Source organism: Curtobacterium sp. MCLR17_058 (assembly GCF_003234705.2).
Lineage (GTDB): Bacteria > Actinomycetota > Actinomycetes > Actinomycetales > Microbacteriaceae > Curtobacterium > Curtobacterium flaccumfaciens.
In genome coordinates this window covers 1,568,960-1,585,596 of sequence record NZ_CP126262.1, presented here as the reverse complement: position 1 = coordinate 1,585,596, position 16,637 = coordinate 1,568,960, and the positions used below count along the sequence as shown (strand labels likewise).

At 72.1% G+C, this 16,637-nt stretch carries 11 protein-coding genes and 1 pseudogene; 2 read left to right on the top strand and 10 right to left on the bottom strand.

Annotated elements, in window-relative coordinates; translation table 11 throughout:
* Nucleotides 1-6: 6 nt before the first annotated feature.
* On the bottom strand, nt 7-654 hold the full coding sequence (locus tag DEJ11_RS07470; RefSeq protein ID WP_035808235.1) for a DUF1990 domain-containing protein: 648 nt from the start codon (nt 652-654) through the stop codon (nt 7-9).
* Nucleotides 655-785: 131 nt separating this feature from the next.
* On the opposite strand from DEJ11_RS07470, the gene DEJ11_RS07465 reads away from it, so the two are divergent.
* The gene (locus DEJ11_RS07465; protein ID WP_111103551.1) at nt 786-1,283 is read left to right on the top strand and encodes a hypothetical protein; all 498 of its coding nucleotides are present in this window, start codon (nt 786-788) and stop codon (nt 1,281-1,283) included.
* A gap of 91 nt (nt 1,284-1,374) precedes the next feature.
* Here the strand turns inward: DEJ11_RS07465 and lepA are convergent, their stop codons facing one another.
* Nucleotides 1,375-3,222 (bottom strand): translation elongation factor 4, encoded by a 1,848-nt coding sequence (gene lepA, locus DEJ11_RS07460; protein WP_017886664.1) that lies wholly within the window; start codon nt 3,220-3,222, stop codon nt 1,375-1,377.
* Between the two features lie 291 nt (nt 3,223-3,513).
* Nucleotides 3,514-4,680: a pyridoxal phosphate-dependent aminotransferase gene (locus DEJ11_RS07455; RefSeq protein WP_111103550.1), complete on the bottom strand. Its 1,167-nt coding sequence runs from the start codon at nt 4,678-4,680 to the stop codon at nt 3,514-3,516.
* A gap of 222 nt (nt 4,681-4,902) precedes the next feature.
* Here DEJ11_RS07455 and rpsT point away from each other — a divergent pair, with 222 nt between their 5' ends.
* Entirely contained in the window at nt 4,903-5,163 is a 261-nt protein-coding gene (gene rpsT / locus DEJ11_RS07450) for a 30S ribosomal protein S20 (RefSeq protein ID WP_017886662.1), read from the top strand.
* A gap of 179 nt (nt 5,164-5,342) precedes the next feature.
* Here the strand turns inward: rpsT and holA are convergent, their stop codons facing one another.
* The 7 genes and pseudogenes from holA to cydB all read right to left on the bottom strand — a co-directional run bounded on the left by holA (nt 5,343) and on the right by cydB (nt 16,636).
* Nucleotides 5,343-6,362 (bottom strand): DNA polymerase III subunit delta, encoded by a 1,020-nt coding sequence (holA, locus tag DEJ11_RS07445; protein WP_027465301.1) that lies wholly within the window; start codon nt 6,360-6,362, stop codon nt 5,343-5,345.
* Between the two features lie 628 nt (nt 6,363-6,990).
* Nucleotides 6,991-8,208, bottom strand: a pseudogene (locus DEJ11_RS18125) (ComEC/Rec2 family competence protein); the annotation flags it as partial.
* A gap of 570 nt (nt 8,209-8,778) precedes the next feature.
* Nucleotides 8,779-9,540, bottom strand: a complete 762-nt coding sequence (locus tag DEJ11_RS07440; RefSeq protein WP_111103548.1) for a ComEA family DNA-binding protein — start codon at nt 9,538-9,540, stop codon at nt 8,779-8,781.
* A gap of 107 nt (nt 9,541-9,647) precedes the next feature.
* On the bottom strand, nt 9,648-12,209 hold the full coding sequence (leuS, locus tag DEJ11_RS07435) for a leucine--tRNA ligase (protein ID WP_111103547.1): 2,562 nt from the start codon (nt 12,207-12,209) through the stop codon (nt 9,648-9,650).
* A gap of 50 nt (nt 12,210-12,259) precedes the next feature.
* Nucleotides 12,260-13,948, bottom strand: coding sequence for a thiol reductant ABC exporter subunit CydC (cydC, locus tag DEJ11_RS07430; RefSeq protein ID WP_111103546.1), 1,689 nt, complete (start codon nt 13,946-13,948; stop codon nt 12,260-12,262).
* The gene (gene cydD / locus DEJ11_RS07425; RefSeq protein ID WP_111054956.1) at nt 13,945-15,621 is read right to left on the bottom strand and encodes a thiol reductant ABC exporter subunit CydD; all 1,677 of its coding nucleotides are present in this window, start codon (nt 15,619-15,621) and stop codon (nt 13,945-13,947) included. Before cydD ends, cydC begins: the two co-directional genes overlap by 4 nt.
* Nucleotides 15,622-15,631: 10 nt before the next feature.
* On the bottom strand, nt 15,632-16,636 hold the full coding sequence (gene cydB / locus DEJ11_RS07420; RefSeq protein ID WP_110864636.1) for a cytochrome d ubiquinol oxidase subunit II: 1,005 nt from the start codon (nt 16,634-16,636) through the stop codon (nt 15,632-15,634).
* Nucleotide 16,637 lies beyond the last annotated feature (1 nt).

Sequence of the window (16,637 nt, the reverse complement as noted above, 5' to 3'; positions counted from 1 at the left end):
CGACGCCTAGTCGCCCCGCAGCGCCGCCAGGTACTTCTCCGCCATGACCTTCTGCTGCCGCCGCACGAACGGCGCGACGAAGCGCCACTTCCGGCTCGCCGGCTGCGAGAACTGCCGGACCTGCAGCCACACCGACCCGTCCGGGGTGCGCTCGACGACGAACGACTCCTCACCGGAGAGCGGGTGCCCCTCGAGCGTGCCGTAGGCGAAGCCCTTGCGGTCGTGCTCGTCGATGATCGACACGACGCGCACCGGTGCCAGCACGGTCTGCCCGAACGCGTGGATCGTCAACGTTGCGCTCGTGCCCGCCGTCAGCAGCGGGGTGCCGTCGGGCGCGAACTTCTCGACCCGGGGCGTCCCGATGGACGCCGGCGCGATCGGCACACCGTCGTCGTCGAAGGTCACCGGGTTGTACCGGACCTCGTCGTCGTCGGGCTGCTCCTCGACGCGCACGCGGACACCGCTGCGCTCCTGGATCTGCCACGTGAGCGCCTGCACGACGGCGGTCTCGAACCGCTGGTCGCCGTGTCCGATCCGCGCGCGCGACTCGGCCGGCGTGAAGCCGTCCGGCGGGTAGGTCATGAGGTCCGACGCCTGGGTCGCCCCCACCGCGCCGTACGTCAGGGCGGTCCGGTAGCTCCCGCGGATGCTCATGCTGCCATGGTACTTGGGCGGGCCGCCCCGGATCGAACCGATCCGTGCTCACCTCTGCCTGGTCGGCCCAACAACCGTGCACCCCGAACTGGAGGCCCGACAACCGTCCGCCCCGCGGCTATCGTCAGCAGGTGCCCCGCCCCACCCCCGCCCGCCCGCGGTCCGTCGACCGACGGACCATCGTCCTCGCCGCGCTCACGCTCGTCGCGTTCGGCGTGGCGGCGACCGCCCGGGTGCTGGTGGACGTGACGACCTCTGCCGCAGCGTCACCCGCCCGGTACGCCACCGCCGCGATCGCCCCCGAGTCGTGGAACGGCTTCGACACCGCGAACGTCATCGCCGCCGTCGGGGCGAGCTGCGCCGGCGCCGGGGTGCTGCTGTTCGGCGCCGCACTGGTGTCGGCGGTGCGGCGTGATCGTGGCCACCGGCTGGCGCTGGCTCTCGCGGTCGTGACGCTCGCGACGGTGGTCGGCGCCGTGATCGCCGGGGTGGCCTTCGGCGAGCAGACCGACTTCGAAGCGGCCGCCCACTGGGCCATCCTGCGGACCGCACTGGCGGGACTGGCCGCAGCGAGCCTCCCGGCCCTCTGCCTGGCCGCCCTGCGGGCCCGCGCCCGCCGGACCGGCTGACCGCGCACCGGGCTTTCGCGCTCACCGACAGATCACGGCGGTCGCAGTGCGTGAGCTGTCGCTCAGCGCGAAACGCGCTGCGCGCCCGGCGCTACTTCTTCTTCTCTTCGACGTCGCCGGAGAGCGCCGCGATGAAGGCTTCCTGCGGGACCTCGACGCGACCGATGGTCTTCATGCGCTTCTTGCCCTCCTTCTGCTTCTCGAGGAGCTTGCGCTTGCGGGTGATGTCACCGCCGTAGCACTTCGCCAGGACGTCCTTGCGCATCGCGCGGATGCTCTCGCGGGCGATGATGCGCGCCCCGATGGCGGCCTGGATCGGCACCTCGAACTGCTGGCGCGGGATGAGCTTGCGCAGCCGCTCGGTCATGAGGGTGCCGTAGGCGTACGCCTTGTCTCGGTGCACGATCGCACTGAAGGCGTCGACCTGGTCACCCTGCAGCAGGATGTCGACCTTGACGAGGTCGGCGGCCTGGTCGCCGGTGGGCTCGTAGTCGAGCGACGCGTAGCCCTGGGTCTTGCTCTTCAGCTGGTCGAAGAAGTCGAAGACGATCTCGCCGAGGGGCATCTCGTAGCGGATCTCGACGCGGTCCTCGCCGAGGTACTCCATGCCGAGCAGGGAGCCGCGGCGCTGCTGGCAGAGCTCCATGATCGCGCCGACGTAGTCCTTCGGGGCCAGGATCGCGGCGCGGACCATCGGCTCGCGGACCTCGACGATGCGCCCGGTCGGGAACTCCGAGGGGTTCGTGACCTCGGTCACGGCGTTGTCCTCGGTCGTGACCTCGTAGATCACGCTCGGGGCCGTGGTGATGAGGTCGAGGCCGAACTCGCGGGACAGCCGCTCGGTGATGATCTCGAGGTGAAGCAGCCCGAGGAACCCGCAGCGGAACCCGAAGCCGAGCGCGACCGAGGTCTCCGGCTCGTAGACCAGTGCGGCGTCGGACAGCTTGAGCTTGTCGAGCGCTTCGCGGAGCACCGGGTAGTCGCTGCCGTCGATCGGGTACAGGCCCGAGAACACCATCGGCTTCGGGTCCGTGTAGCCGGGCAGCGCCTGGGTCGCGGGCTTCTGTGCGCTCGTGACGGTGTCGCCGACCTTGGACTGGCGGACGTCCTTCACGCCGGTGATCAGGTAGCCCACCTCGCCGACGGACAGCCCCTTCGTGGGCTTCGGCTCCGGGCTGGAGACCCCGATCTCCAGGATCTCGTGCGTCGACTTGGTCGACATCATCTGGACCTTCTCGCGGGGCGAGATGGTGCCGTCGATCATGCGGACGTAGGTGACGACGCCGCGGTAGCTGTCGTAGACCGAGTCGAAGATCATCGCGCGGGGCGCCGCCTCGGCGTCGCCGACGGGGGCCGGCACGCGACGGACGACCAGGTCGAGGAGCTCGGGCACCCCGACGCCGGTCTTGCCGGACACCCGGAGGACGTCCTCGGGCTTGCCACCGATGAGCTGTGCGAGCTCGGCGGCGTACTTGTCCGGTTCGGCCGCCGGCAGGTCGATCTTGTTGAGGACCGGGATGATCTCGAGGTCGTTCTCGAGGGCCAGGTACAGGTTCGCGAGCGTCTGCGCCTCGATGCCCTGGGCTGCGTCGACGAGCAGGATCGCGCCCTCGCAGGCGGCCAGGGAGCGCGAGACCTCGTACGAGAAGTCGACGTGCCCGGGGGTGTCGATCATGTTCAGCGCGAAGGTCTCACCGTCGAGTTCCCACGGCATGCGCACGGCCTGCGACTTGATCGTGATGCCGCGCTCGCGCTCGATGTCCATGCGGTCGAGGTACTGCGCACGCATCGCGCGGTCCTCGACGATGCCGGTGATCGACAGCATGCGGTCGGCCAGCGTCGACTTGCCGTGGTCGATGTGCGCGATGATGCAGAAGTTGCGGATCGCGTCGGCCGGGGTCGCTGCGGGCTCCAGCGGTGCAGATGCTTGTGGGCTCACGGTTCCTCAGGTGGGTCGGACGGTCGCAACAGTCTCCCACGCTTCACCCGACCTGGAGGCACGGCGCGCGTCCGCCACGCACGGTGCGCGTTCGGTGCGCGTTTGGTGCGCCCTCGCGCCGGCGTGCTGGACGCCGCACGGTGCGACGTCGGCGGGTCCGTGCGCAGTCGACCGCCCGGTGACCGGATGCTGCGCGGCACGGGGCGAGCAGCCTCGCACCAGGTGGAGGACCACGCACCGTGCGCCGTCCTGCCGACCGGCACCGGGCCTCCCGGCCGTGTGGACCGCGCGTCAGACGGTCGCGTGCGCCGGAGCCGGCAGGGCACCGAGGCCGTGCCGGAGGTCGTCCGCGGTGGCTGCGAGGCAGACGCGGATCCAGCCCTCGCCGGTGCGTCCGAAGGCGCTGCCCGGTGCGACGGCGACCCGCTCGCGCTGCAGGAACCCGAGCGCCCACTCGGCGATGTCCCCGTCGGAGGCGTGCGACATGTCGACCCACAGGTAGAACGCCCCGCGCGGGTCGAGGTACCGGATGCCGGCGGCGTCGAGGGTCTCCTTCGCGACCTCGAGGTTCGCGCGGTAGTGCTCCCGGGCGTCGCGCACCGCGGAGTGGTCCCCCACGATCGCCGCGAGGGCCGCGTACTGGTCGGGTTCGGCGACATAGCTGATCATGGCCTCCTGCGTGGTCCGCATCGTCGCGCCGAGCCCCTTCGGCGTGACGAGGTAGCCGACGCGGACGCCGGTCATCGCGTACGTCTTGCTGAGCGAGAACGCCGAGAACACGCGGTCGTCCTCGTCGAGCGCCGCCAGGCTGACGTGCCGGGTGCCGTAGGTGAAGTACTCGTAGACCTCGTCGCTGATGACCCAGAGGTCGTGCCGCTTCGCGAAGGCCAGCAGCGCGCGCAGGGTCTCCTCGCCGAAGACCGAGCCGAGCGGGTTCGACGGCGAGTTGACGATCAGCACCCGGGTGCGTTCGGTGACGCTCGCCTCGAGGGCCTGCAGGTCGGGCTCGAACCCGTGCTGCGGCTCCAGCCGGTACGGCACCGGGGTCGCCCCGATGATGTGGGCGTTCATCGTGAAGGTCGTGTAGCCGGGGTCCGGCACGAGCACCTCGTCGCCCGGGCTCAGGGTCAGCGTCATCGCCTGGAACAGCGCCTGCGTCGCACCGATCGTCATCCAGATCTGCTCGAGGTCGGCCTCGATCCGGTTCTCACGGCGGAGCTTGTCGCGGACGGCTTCGCGGAGGGGCGCGATCCCGCCGTTCGGGGTGTACCCGGTGCGGTCCTCGGTCCAGGCACGACGGGCCGCCTCACCGATGTGCGTCGCCACCGGGACGTCCGGCTCGCCGATCACGAGCATCGTGACGTCGGTGCCGCTCGACTGCAGCAGGGCCGCCTGCTCGAAGACCCTCCGGATGCCGGAGGCGGGCACGGTGTCGATGCGCGGTGCGAGGGAGGGCATGTCCGTCACGGTATCCGGTGCGTGTTGCCGTGGGGTTTCGGCGCGGTCGGCCGCGGGCTTCCGCCGATCCGGCGGTGTTTCGTGCTTTGGTGGCAGCCCGCTTGCCTGGTAGTGTTGGTGGCTGGCTTCCGCGTTCCCCGCCCACGGGTGGAACGCGATGCGACCAAGGGCCCCTCTACCCTGCGGTCGCGCCCACCCGTACGAGACGAGCAGGAGCAATTCATGGCGAACATCAAGTCGCAGATCAAGCGCATCAAGACCAACCTCAAGGCCACTGAGCGCAACAAGGCCTACAAGTCGGAGCTCAAGACGCACATCCGTCGTGCCAACGACGCCGTCGCCGCCGGCGACAAGGACAAGGCCGTTGCCGCCCTGGCCCTCGCGTCGAAGAAGCTCGACAAGGCCGTGAGCAAGGGTGTCATCCACAAGAACCAGGCCGCGAACCGCAAGTCGGCCATCGCGAAGAAGGTCTCGTCGCTCTGACGTCCTGACCATTCTGGTCCGAAGGCCCCGCACCGTTGGTGCGGGGCCTTCGTCGTGCGTGGGGTGCGTTGGGTTCGCTTCGTGAGCAGAAACGGTCGGGTCGCGATGGCGGACCCGACCGTTTCTGCTCACGAAGTGCCGCCCGACAGGCGCGGGACAGCCGGGAGGCCCGACTCGCCTCAGCGGGGCTCGCCGCGTCGGGCGATGGTGCGGACCATGACCTCGAGCGCGTAGTGAGCGTCGCGCGAGCCACCCTTCACCGCGGTGTCCGCCTCGGCGATGCTGATGATCGCGTTCGCCAGCCCGGACTCGCTCCAGCCGGCGACGTCACGCTGCGCGCGCTGCACCTGCCACGGCGCCATACCGAGCGCCGAGGCCGCCTGCCCGCTCGGGCCCCGGAAGGCGCTGACCTTCGCCATCGTGCGGATCTTGCTCGCGAACGCGGCGACGATCGGCACGGGTGCCTCGCCGGTGGCCAGGGCGTGCCGCAGCTCGACGATCGCCGGTGCCGACCGGCCCGCGAGCGCGATGTCGGCGACCTTGAACGCGTTCGTCTCGACGCGACCGCCGTAGTACTTGTCGACGACCTTGTCGGTGATCTCCTCGGCCTCGTCCGCCAGGAGCTGTCGGCAGGCGGCGGCGAGTTCGGCGAGGTCGTCGGCGAACGCGGTCACCAGGGTCCGGACGGCGGAGGGCGCGATCCGGCGTCGTGCGGCGCGGAACTCGGCGTTCACGAAGTCGATGCGGTCGGTCTCGCGCTTGAGCTCGTCGCACAGCACCTCGACCCCGCCGCCGACACCGCTGCGGATCGTGTCGAGGAGCTTCTTGCCGCGCACACCACCCCCGTGCCGGAGCACCAGGGTGACGTCGTCGGCCGGGGCCTGCAGGTACGAGATCGTCTCGGTGATGAAGGCGTCGGTGCACTTCTCGACGTTCGTGACCTGCACGAGTCGCGGCTCGCCGAACAGCGACGGGCTGGCGAGGGTGGCGAGGAGCCCGGGGGCGTACTGGTCGGCTTCGAGGTCGTGCACCTCGAGCGCGGGGTCCTCGCCCTGCAGCAGGTCCTTCAGCACACCGCGGGCGCGGTCGGCGAGGAACGCTTCGGGTCCGGTGATGAGCACGACGGGCGCCGGACGGATCCCCGACCAGGGCACCTGGTCGATCTTCGCTGCGGCGCGCGCGGGCTTCTTGGCGGCCATGTGGTCCTTCCGGTGGTGCCGGCCCGGACGGTGCCGGGTCGAGTGGTGCACCGTCGATCCTACGGGCGGCCGCCGACGACGAGCGCTCCGTCCACACCCGCACCTCGTCGCTGCCGGACCGGGCGAGCACCACGGTGCCGAGCTCGTCGGTGCGGAGCGGCAGCGTGCCCGCGGCCTCGAGCATGCCGAGGGCCGATGCCGTCGGGTGTCCGTAGGTGTTGTCCGCGCCGACCCCGATGAGCCCGACCCGCGCGGCGAGCCCCCGGTAGAGCTGCGGGTCCTGGTCCGCCGAGCCGTGGTGCGCCACCTTCACGACGTCGATCGGCCCCACCGGCAGCTCCCCGGCGTTCCGGAGCCGACGCTGCGACGACTCCCCCAGGTCGCCGAGGAAGACCCCGGTCAGGCAGGCCGGACAGGAGTCTCCGTCCACCGGCCCCGTGACCAGCACGATGCTCGCGTCGTTGCCGGCGGCACGGTCGCCGACCAGCGGCCACACCACACGCCAGGCGAGCGGCCCGAGGGTTCCGGAGACCCGGTCGTCGGCCGTCCGCACGTCGACACCGGCACGTCGGAGGTCGTCGACCACCCGTTCGTCCGACGCACGGCCGACGGGTCCGACCAGGGCGGTCTCGACGGTGCCGGCCACCGCGCCCACCGCGCCGACGTGGTCGCGGTCGAAGTGGGTCAGGACGAGCAGGTCGATCCGGGTGACCCCGAGCAGGTCCAGGCACGCCCGGAGCCGTTCCTCGTCGTCGCCGGTGTCCACGAGCGCGACGGCGTCGTCACCGCGGAGCAGCACGGCGTCCCCCTGCCCGACGTCACACGCGGCGACCGACCAGTCCCCCGGCACCGATCCCCGGACGACGAGCACCGGGACGGTGACCGCTGCGACACCGACCACGACAACGACCCCCGCGGCGAGCAGCAGCCGGGAGCCGAGCTGCCCCCGGACCAGCACGGCGACCGCGATGCAGCCGCACACCAGCACGGCGGCGGCCACACCGAACACACCGGCCGGCCAGGGTGCCGAGGCGTACGGCAGGGCGGCCGCCCCGTGCGCGATGCCCCCGACGGCGGCGGCCGGGACCCACGCGACGGCCGCGAGTCCCTGCGCGCCCACCGGCCACACCGGAGCGAGGCCACACGCGGCGAGCCCGACCACCGTGACGACCGGCGCGAACGGCTCCGCCAGCAGGTTCGCCGGCACCGCGTAGGTCGGGAGCGCCGCCGACAGCGGGATCGTCACCGGCCAGCACGCCACCTGCGCCGCGACGGGGATCGCGAGTGCAGCGGCGACCGGAGGCCACGCACGACGAGCCAGGAGCTCGGTGAGCGGCGGGCCGAGCACCACGATCCCGCTCGTGGCGAGCACGGACAGGGCGAACGCGAACGACCGGGCGAACCAGGGGTCGACAACCAGCATGCCGACCGCGGCGAGGGCGATGAGCGGGACGCCCCGCACCGGTCGACCGGCCAGGTGCACGACGAGCACCACGATCGCCATCACCGTCGCCCGGACGATCGAGGGGTCGGGCCGCACGAGCACGACGAACACCAGGAGCACACCGACGGCCGCTGCCGCTCGAGGTGCTCTCGGCAGCCCACAGGCGCGACCGAGGACCACGACGAGCCCGACCACCACCGCGCAGTTCGCCCCGGACACCGCCGTCAGGTGCGTCAGCGCCGAGGTCTCCATCGCCGCCTCGGTCGTCGGGTCGAGGCCGGAGCGGTCCCCGATCGCGAGTCCGCGCAGGAGCGCCGCTCCGGGCTGCGGCAGGTCGGCAGTGGCCCGGACGAACGCCTGTCGCGCGGTGTCGGTGCCGCCGAGCAGCCCTCCGGGCGGCACCGACGACGGCGTGCCGCGCACGAACGCCACGAACGCGGTCGCCGATCCGGGTTCGTCCGGCTGCACGGCGGCGGTCACGGTGACCCGGGCACCGGCTGCCAGCACGGCACCCGGTGCACCGCCGTGCTGGTCGGGGACGAGCCGGACCGGCACGCGGAGCCCGTCGAGCTCGTCGGCGCGCACGAGCGACGCGGTGACGGAGCGGTCGCCCGGCACGAGGTCGCGGGTCAGCACCGCCTCGACGTCCACGTGCCCCGCCCCCGGACCGGCGACGAGCGCACGCAGCGGTTCCGGAGCCCGCCGGGACTCCCCCGCGGTGACCGACACTGCGAGCAGCGTCGTCAGGGCCCCCGCGACGAGCAGCAGCCCGGCGACGGCCACCACGACCCCGGTGCCCCGTCGCCACCGGAGCACGATGCCGCTGACGCCCGTCAGGAGCGCCGCAGCCCCGGCGACCACGGGTGCCACGTCGGGCACGCCGATGAGCAGGGCGGTCGCGATCCAGGCAACGGTCACCGGCACCGCGACCCGGAGGTCGATCGCACTCGGCGCGAGCTGCACCGTCGCCCCTCAGACCCGCACGCGATCGCGGAGCTCGGCGAAGCGCACGTCGCCGATGCCGCTGACGTCCAGCAGGTCCTCGACCGTGGTGAACCGGCCGTGCTCGTCACGCCAGGCGATGATCCGCCCGGCCAACCCGGGTCCGATGCCGGGCAGGGTCTCGAGCGCGGTCTGGTCGGCGGTGTTCAGGTCGACGACGGCGGCCCCCTCGCCCCCGGTGCCCGCCGAGCCACCGCCGCTCCCGGCCCCGGCCCCGGCCCCGGCAATCGGCCCGGCGGCAGCACCGTCCGCCACCGGCCCGAGCGCCTCAGGTACCTCCTGTTGCCCGACCCGCGGCACGTACAACCGCTCGCCGTCCGTCAGCACCCGCGCCAGGTTCAGCCGGTCGAGGTCGGCGTCATCGTTGGCCCCACCGGCACGTTCGAGCGCGTCACCGACCCGGCTCGATGCCGGCAACTCGACCACACCGCTCCGCCGCACCGCCCCGAGCACGTGCACCATGACGCGCCCGGCACCAGGAGCGGACGGAGCAGCACCGGCAGACGCACCAGCCGACGGCGACGGGCCGCCCGACGCCGCACCGGCCGTCGGCGCCCCACGCACGACGACCCCGCCCGTTCCTCCGGCACCCTCGCCACCACCCGACACCAGCGCCCCGACGAGCACCACGACGACGGCGACCACCACCACGACCGCCGCCAGCACCACGGCGGCCCGCGGTGACAACGCGAGACGGGACCACCACGGTCCGGGAGACGACGGGGACGACATGCCCCGAACGCTACGGAGCCCGGCCGATCGGCCGGGCCCCGGAAGTCACACCCGTGGACGGGTGCCGCGAACGCCCCTGCTGTGAGGGACGACGCCAGCGACGGTCGCTACCCCTTGATGGCGATGTTCACGAGCTTCGGCGCACGGACGATCACCTTCACGATCTCCCGGTCACCGATGTACCGCTGCACGTTCGCCGACGACCGTGCGAGCTGCTCGAGCTCGTCCGCCTCGATCGACTTCGACACCTCGAACGAGTCACGCACCTTGCCGTTGACCTGCACGACGGCCGTCAGGGTCTCCTGCACGAGCAGCGTCGGGTCGGCCTTCCGCCAGCCGTACGTGGCGACGGTGGCCTCGTAGCCCAGCCGCTCCCACATCTCCTCGCCGGTGTACGGCGCGAAGACGCTCAGCCCGAGCGCGATGGTCTCGACGGCCTCGCGCACGGCGGGGTCACCGGCACCGGGGCCGCTGTCGATCGCCTTGCGGGTGACGTTGACCAGGTCCATCAGTCGCGCGATCACGACGTTGAACTTGAACGACTCCATCATCCCGGGGGCGTCGGCGAGGAACCGGTGCGTGACCTGGCGGAGAGCCCGGTCGCCGTCGGCCCACACGACGTCGCGTGCGGACGTGACGTCGAGCGCCAGGCGGTACGCCCGCGCCAGGAAGCGTGCGGAGGCGGACGGGGAGACGTCCTCCCAGTTGATGTCGTCCTCCGGTGGGCCCGCGAAGCCCATCACCAGGCGGATCGCGTCGACGCCGTTCGCGTCGAGCTCGTCGCCGAGCGAGACGCCGCCCTTCGACTTCGACATCTTCGAGCCACCGGACAGCACCATGCCCTGGTTGAGCAGGGCCGAGAACGGCTCGGTGAAGTCGAGGTACCCGAGGTCGAACAGGACCTTCGTGACGAAGCGGGCGTAGAGCAGGTGCAGGATCGCGTGCTCGATGCCGCCGATGTACTGGTCGACCGGAGCCCAGCGGCGCGCGGCTGCCGGGTCGAACGCCTGGGTGTCGTCGTTCGCCGACAGGAACCGCAGGAAGTACCACGACGAGTCGACGAAGGTGTCCATCGTGTCGGTGTCGCGGAGCGCGGGCGTGCCGTCGACGGGGTTCGGGACGTTCACCCAGTCGGTCGCGCCACCGAGCGGGGACGTGCCCTTCGGCTTGAGGTCGAGCCCCTCGGTGTCGGGCAGCACGATCGGCAGCTGGTCCTCGGGCACCGGGTGCTCGGTCCCGTCGGCGCCGTGGATGATCGGGATCGGGGTGCCCCAGAAGCGCTGGCGCGAGATGAGCCAGTCGCGCAGGCGGTAGGTCTTGGCGGCACGGCCGGTGCCGCGCTCTTCGAGCAGCGCGATGGCAGCGGTGATGGCGTGCTGCTTCGACATGCCGTCGAGCGGCCCGGAGTTGATCATCCGGCCCTGACCGGTCAGCGCTTCGCCGGTGGCGACCGGGTCGAGGGTCGGCACGTCGAAGTCGTCGAGCGTCGCGCCCTCGGGGATGACCGGGATCGCGCCGGTGACGGCGGCGTTCGTGTCGACGACCACCTTGACGGGCAGGTCGAACGCCCGCGCGAAGTCGAGGTCGCGCTGGTCGTGCGCGGGCACGGCCATCACGGCGCCGTGGCCGTAGTCGGCGAGCACGTAGTCGGCGGCCCAGATGGGCAGGCGCTCCCCCGTGAGCGGGTGGATCGCGGACCGGCCGAGCGGCACGCCGGTCTTCGGGCGGTCGGCGTTCTGCCGGTCGATCTCGGACGTCTTCTGCGTTGCCGTCAGGTAGGCGTCGAAGTCGTCACGGACCGAGGCCGGCACCGACGGGTCGGCGACGAGCTCAGCCGCCAGGTCGGAGTCCGGCGCGACGACCAGGAACGTCGCCCCGTGGATCGTGTCCGGACGGGTGGTGAAGACCGTGACGGGCTCGTCGCGGCCCTCGATCACGAAGTCGACGTCGGCGCCGACCGAGCGGCCGATCCAGTTGCGCTGCTGCGCGATGACCTTCGCCGGCCACCGCCCCTCGAGCTGGTTCAGGTCGTCGAGCAGCCGGTCGGCGTACTCGGTGATCTTGAAGTACCACTGCGTGAGCTTCTTCTTCACGACGACGGCGCCGGAGCGATCCGAGGTGCCGTCGGGCAGGACCTGCTCGTTCGCGAGCACGGTCTGGTCCACCGGGTCCCAGTTGACCCAACTGTCCTTGCGGTACGCCAGGCCCTTCTCGTACATCTTCAGGAACAGCCACTGGTTCCACTTGTAGTACTCGGGGTCCGAGGTGTGGATCTCGGTGGTCCAGTCGAACGACGGCGCGTAGCGCTTGAAGGACGCCTTCTGCTGCTCGATGTTCGCGTAGGTCCAGTCCTTCGGGTCCACCCCGCGCTTGATCGCCGCGTTCTCGGCGGGCAGCCCGAACGAGTCCCAGCCGATCGGGTGCAGCACGTTGAAGCCCTGCTGGCGCCAGTAGCGCGCGACGAAGTCTCCGAGCGCCCAGTTCTCGGCGTGCCCCATGTGCAGGTCGCCGGACGGGTACGGGAACATCTCGAGGATGTACTTGCGCGGACGGGTGTCGTCGAGGTCGGTGGTGAAGAGCCCGAGCTCTTCCCAGCGGGGCTGCCACTTCTCCTGGATAGGACGGAAGTCGTAGGCGTTCGGGTCCTCGGCGTGCTGCTCGGTGGTCACGGTCGTCAACGATACAAGCCGGGAGGCCCGTCCCGCGTCCGCCTGTCGGCTCACCCGGCGAGCAGGCGTCCGTCCCGCATCCGCAGGGTGCGGTCGACCAGGTCCGGCGCCACCGGGACGTGCGAGACGATGACGACCGTCCGGCCCGCTGCGCGGGCCGTGGTGACGAGGTCACGCAGCACGGTGTCACCGAGGTCCGGGTCGACGTCTGCGGTCGGTTCGTCGAGCACCAGCACCGGGAACGCGTGCAGCAGTGCGCGGGCGAGCGCGAGCCGGTGCGCCTGGCCGCCGGACACGAGCACGCCGCGTTCCCCGACCGAGGCGTCCAGCCCGCCCCGCCGGACGACCCACTCCCCCAGGCCGACCCGGTCGAGCACGGCGAGCAGTTCCTCGTCGGTCGCGGTCTCGCGGGCGAAGAGCAGGTTCTGCCGCACCGACTGGTCGAACACGAACGGGTCCTGTTCGATCAGGCCGACCCGGGCCCGCACCGCGTCGGGGTGCATCGCCCTCGCCTCGACGCCGTCGAGCGTGTAGGAACCCTCGTGCTCCACGAACCGGACGAGCGCGTCGACCAGGGTCGACTTGCCGGCACCGCTCGGCCCCTCGAGCACGACGACCTCGCCGGGGGCGAGCGTGAACGAGACCCCGTCGACTGCACGCTCGGCAGCACCAGGCCAGCGGACGGTCAGGTCCTGCACGGCGAGCGTGACCGGCCCCTCGACCACGAGCGACGCCGGGTCGGCGTCCTCGTCGGGCTCGGGGACGATGCCGACGGGCACCTCGGCGGGCACGACCTGCTCGACCCGTTCGGCCGCAGCACGCACCCGGCGGAGCGTCAGGACGGCGAGCGGGACGGTCCCGACGACCTCGAAGAGCGCCAGCGGCACGAAGACCGCCAGTGCCCAGAGCGGACCGTCGAGCGCACCGGACACCACGGCGGGGGCACCGACGGCGAGGATCCCGATCACCGCACCGCCACCGACCAGGCCGACCAGGGCACCGACGAGCGACTCGACCGTGCCACGGCGCCGGACGGCCCGGGTGACACCCGCGTCGAGCCGGGCGATGTGCGCGAGCCGCTCGTCGAGGGTGCCGTACGCGGCGAAGACGTCGAGCGTCCGGACGGTGTCGAGCACCAGGTCCGCGACGCGACCCCGGTCGGCGGCGGTCTCGCGGTCCGAGCGCTCGGCGATGGCCCGGGTGACGATCGTGCCGACCAGGGCCGCGACCGCCAGCGCGAGGACGAGCACGAGCGCCGCCGGCACCGACACGAGCGCCACGGCGACGACCGACAGCACCGCGACGACCCCGGCGGAGACGAGCGGCCCGACGACGCGGATCGGCAGGTCCTGCAGCCGGTCGGTGTCGGTCACCAGGCGCGTCATGAGGTCGCCGCGTCCGGTCCGGCCGAGTCCGGTGGGAGCGATCGACGCCAGCCGCCGGTACATCTCCGTCCGCACCACGGCTAGTTGCCGGAAGGACGCGTCGTGCCCGGCGAGCCGGTCGACGTACCGGAGCACGGCACGCCCCAGCGCGAACGCACGCACGCCGACCATCACGAGCGTCAGGTACAGGATCGGCGGGTGCTCGGCGGCACGGGTGATCAGGTAGCCGCTCGCGGCGAGGAGCGCGACCGCGCAGACCGCGCTGAGCGACCCGGCGGCGACCGCCTTCGCCCAACCCGACCCGTGCGGCATCGCGAGCCGCAGGACGGAGCCGCCACGGGCCTCCCGGCTCATGCGCGCACCCCCTTGCGGACCGTCACGGACCCGCCGGCGCGGACGTCCACGCGGACGTCGGCCGCGGCGACGACCGCGGGTCGGTGGCTGGCGACCACGACGACGGCGCCGTCGGCCGCCAGGCCTCGGGCTGCCGCGATGACGCGTTCCTCGGACTCGGCGTCCAGCGCGGACGTCGGCTCGTCGAGCAGCACGAGGGGCGTGGCGGCGCGTCGCGCGCGGTACAGCGCGCGGGCGACGGCGACGCGCTGTGCCTGGCCGCCGGACAGTCCGCTGCCACCGGCGCCGACCGGGAGGCCCGGGTCGAGTCCCAGCCCCGCGTCGCCCAGCGCGGTGCGCACGTCGGCGTCGTCGGGGGTCGCGCTGAGCGCGACGTTCTCGGCGATCGTCCCGCGGACGAGACGCGGGCGCTGGTCGGCCCACGTGGTGCGCTCGGCGACGGACGCGCCGGCCGGGCCGGGCACGGTGACGGCACCGTCGTGCGGCAGGACACCGCGGAGTGCGGCGATGATGCTCGACTTGCCGGAACCGCTCGGGCCGGCCAGCACGACGACGGTGCCGGGCTCGGCGTGCAGGTCGAACGGTCCGATCACGACGTCGGGTCGGCGGACGGTGAGTCCGCGGACGTCCAGGGCGGATGCGGGTGCTGCGGGGTCCGTGTCGGTCCCGCTGCCGCCGCTGCTGCCGGTCGCGGACGGTGATGCGGTCTCGTCGTCGGCCAGCACGTCGAGCACCGCGGCCGAGGCCTCGACGCCGTCCTGGGCGGCGTGGAAGTCGGCGCCGACTTGGCGGATCGGGGCGAAGGCCTCCGGTGCCAGCACGAGCACGAACATCGCGGCCCCGAGGCCGAGCGAGCCGTCCACCAGGCGGATGCCGATCGAGACGGCGACCAGTGCGACGGACAGGCTCGCGGCGAGCTCGAGCGCGAAGCCGCTCACGAAGGACAGCCGAAGGACGCCGATCGTGCCGCGACGGTACTCGTCGGTGACCACCCCGATGCGACCGACCTGGCGGCGCGCACGGCCGAAGACCTTGAGCGTGGCGAGCCCTTCGACGGCCTCGGTGAAGGCGCCACCCAGCTTCGCGAGGGCGTCCGACTGCTTCCGCTGCAGCGACTGCGTGGCCAGGCCGATCAGGATCATGAAGACCGGGATCACGGGCAGGGCGAACAGGATGATCAGCCCGCTCGTCAGGTCGCCCAGGCCGATCGCGACCAGGAGCATCGGCGTCGCGATCGCGGTGAGCGCGAGCTGCGGCAGGTACCGGCCGAAGTAGGCGTCGAGTGCGTCGAGCCCGGGGCCAAGCGTGGTGGCGAAGCCGGCGCTCGACCGGCCCGCGAGCCACGACGGACCGCGCTCGGCGGCGCGGGCGAGCACCGTCGTGCGCATCTCGCTCTTCACCTTCGCAGCAGCGCGCGCCGCCAGGTCGTCCGTCGCCCACGCGGCCACCGTACGCAGGACGAACGCCCCGCCGAGCAGCGCGAGCGCCTGCCCGAACGCCGCCGGCACCCTGCCGTCGCCGACGGCGTCGACCCCGAGGGTGACGGCCGCCGCGATCCCCCACGCGATCGCGATGGTCGCGAGCGTGCGGAGGACACCGGTGCCGGCGGCGGCGACGATGAAGCCGCGCGCCGTCCGGGACAACCGCAGGAGTCGGGGGTCGAGGGGCTTCATCGTCGTCCGCCTAGTGCGCGGCCGCGGTGACGTGGGCGCGGGAGACGCGCTTGCGGAACACCCAGTAGGTCCAGGCCTGGTACGCGAAGACCAGGGGCACGAAGATCAGCGCGACCCAGCTCATCACGGTCAGCGTGTACGACCCGGACGAGGCGTTGTACACGTTCAGGCTGTTCGCGACGTCGTTCGAGGCCGGCATGACGTCGGGGAAGATCGCCGTGAACATCGCGAGCACGATCGCGGCGATGGTGACCGCCATCAGCGTGAAGGCGCGCCCCTCCTTGCCCCAGGCGTTGCAGAGCACGGCGAGCACCAGGGCCAGGGCGGCGACCACGGAGAGCACCAGCGAGGCCGGGGTGGCCCGGACGAAGGCCATCGACACCAGGAACGCGGCGCCGACGACGATCGTGACGATGCCGGCGCGGGTCGCCAGGCGCTTGGCGCGGACGCGGATGTCGCCCTCGGTCTTCAGCGCAACGAAGACGACCCCGTGGGTGAAGAACACCAGCAGCGTCGCGGCACCGGTCAGCAGCGCGAACGGGTTGAGCAGGTCGAAGATCGTGCCGGTGTAGTTGTGCCCGGCGTCCATCGGGATGCCACGGACGACGTTGCCGAACGCGACGCCCCACAGGAACGACGGCACGGCACTGCCGACGATGATCATCAGGTCGAAGCGGCGCTTCCACTCGAGGTGCTTGTTCTGGTGCCGGTACTCGAACGACACCCCTCGCAGGATGAGTGCAGCGAGGATGAGCAGCAGCGCCAGGTAGAAGCCGGAGAACATCGTGGCGTACCACTCCGGGAACGCCGCGAACAGGCACGCCCCGGCGACGATGACCCAGGTCTCGTTGAGGTCCCAGACCGGGCCGATGGTGTTGATCAGGACCCGACGGTCGGTGTCGTCCTTGCCGAGGAACGGCAGGGACATGCCGACACCGAAGTCGAATCCGTCGAGGACGAAGTAGCCGACGAAGAAGACGCCGACGATCGCGAACCAGAGAACGGGGAGATCCATC

Excerpts from the sequence above, each read along its gene's own strand:
- DEJ11_RS07470 (WP_035808235.1), bottom strand. The coding sequence starts at position 654 with ATGAGCATCCGCGGGAGCTACCGGACCGCCCTGACGTACGGCGCGGTG.
- DEJ11_RS07455 (WP_111103550.1), bottom strand. The coding sequence starts at position 4,680 with ATGCCCTCCCTCGCACCGCGCATCGACACCGTGCCCGCCTCCGGCATC.
- rpsT (WP_017886662.1), top strand. The coding sequence starts at position 4,903 with ATGGCGAACATCAAGTCGCAGATCAAGCGCATCAAGACCAACCTCAAG.
- holA (WP_027465301.1), bottom strand. The coding sequence starts at position 6,362 with ATGGCCGCCAAGAAGCCCGCGCGCGCCGCAGCGAAGATCGACCAGGTG.
- DEJ11_RS07440 (WP_111103548.1), bottom strand. The coding sequence starts at position 9,540 with ATGTCGTCCCCGTCGTCTCCCGGACCGTGGTGGTCCCGTCTCGCGTTG.
- cydC (WP_111103546.1), bottom strand. The coding sequence starts at position 13,948 with ATGAGCCGGGAGGCCCGTGGCGGCTCCGTCCTGCGGCTCGCGATGCCG.
- cydD (WP_111054956.1), bottom strand. The coding sequence starts at position 15,621 with ATGAAGCCCCTCGACCCCCGACTCCTGCGGTTGTCCCGGACGGCGCGC.
- cydB (WP_110864636.1), bottom strand. The coding sequence starts at position 16,636 with ATGGATCTCCCCGTTCTCTGGTTCGCGATCGTCGGCGTCTTCTTCGTC.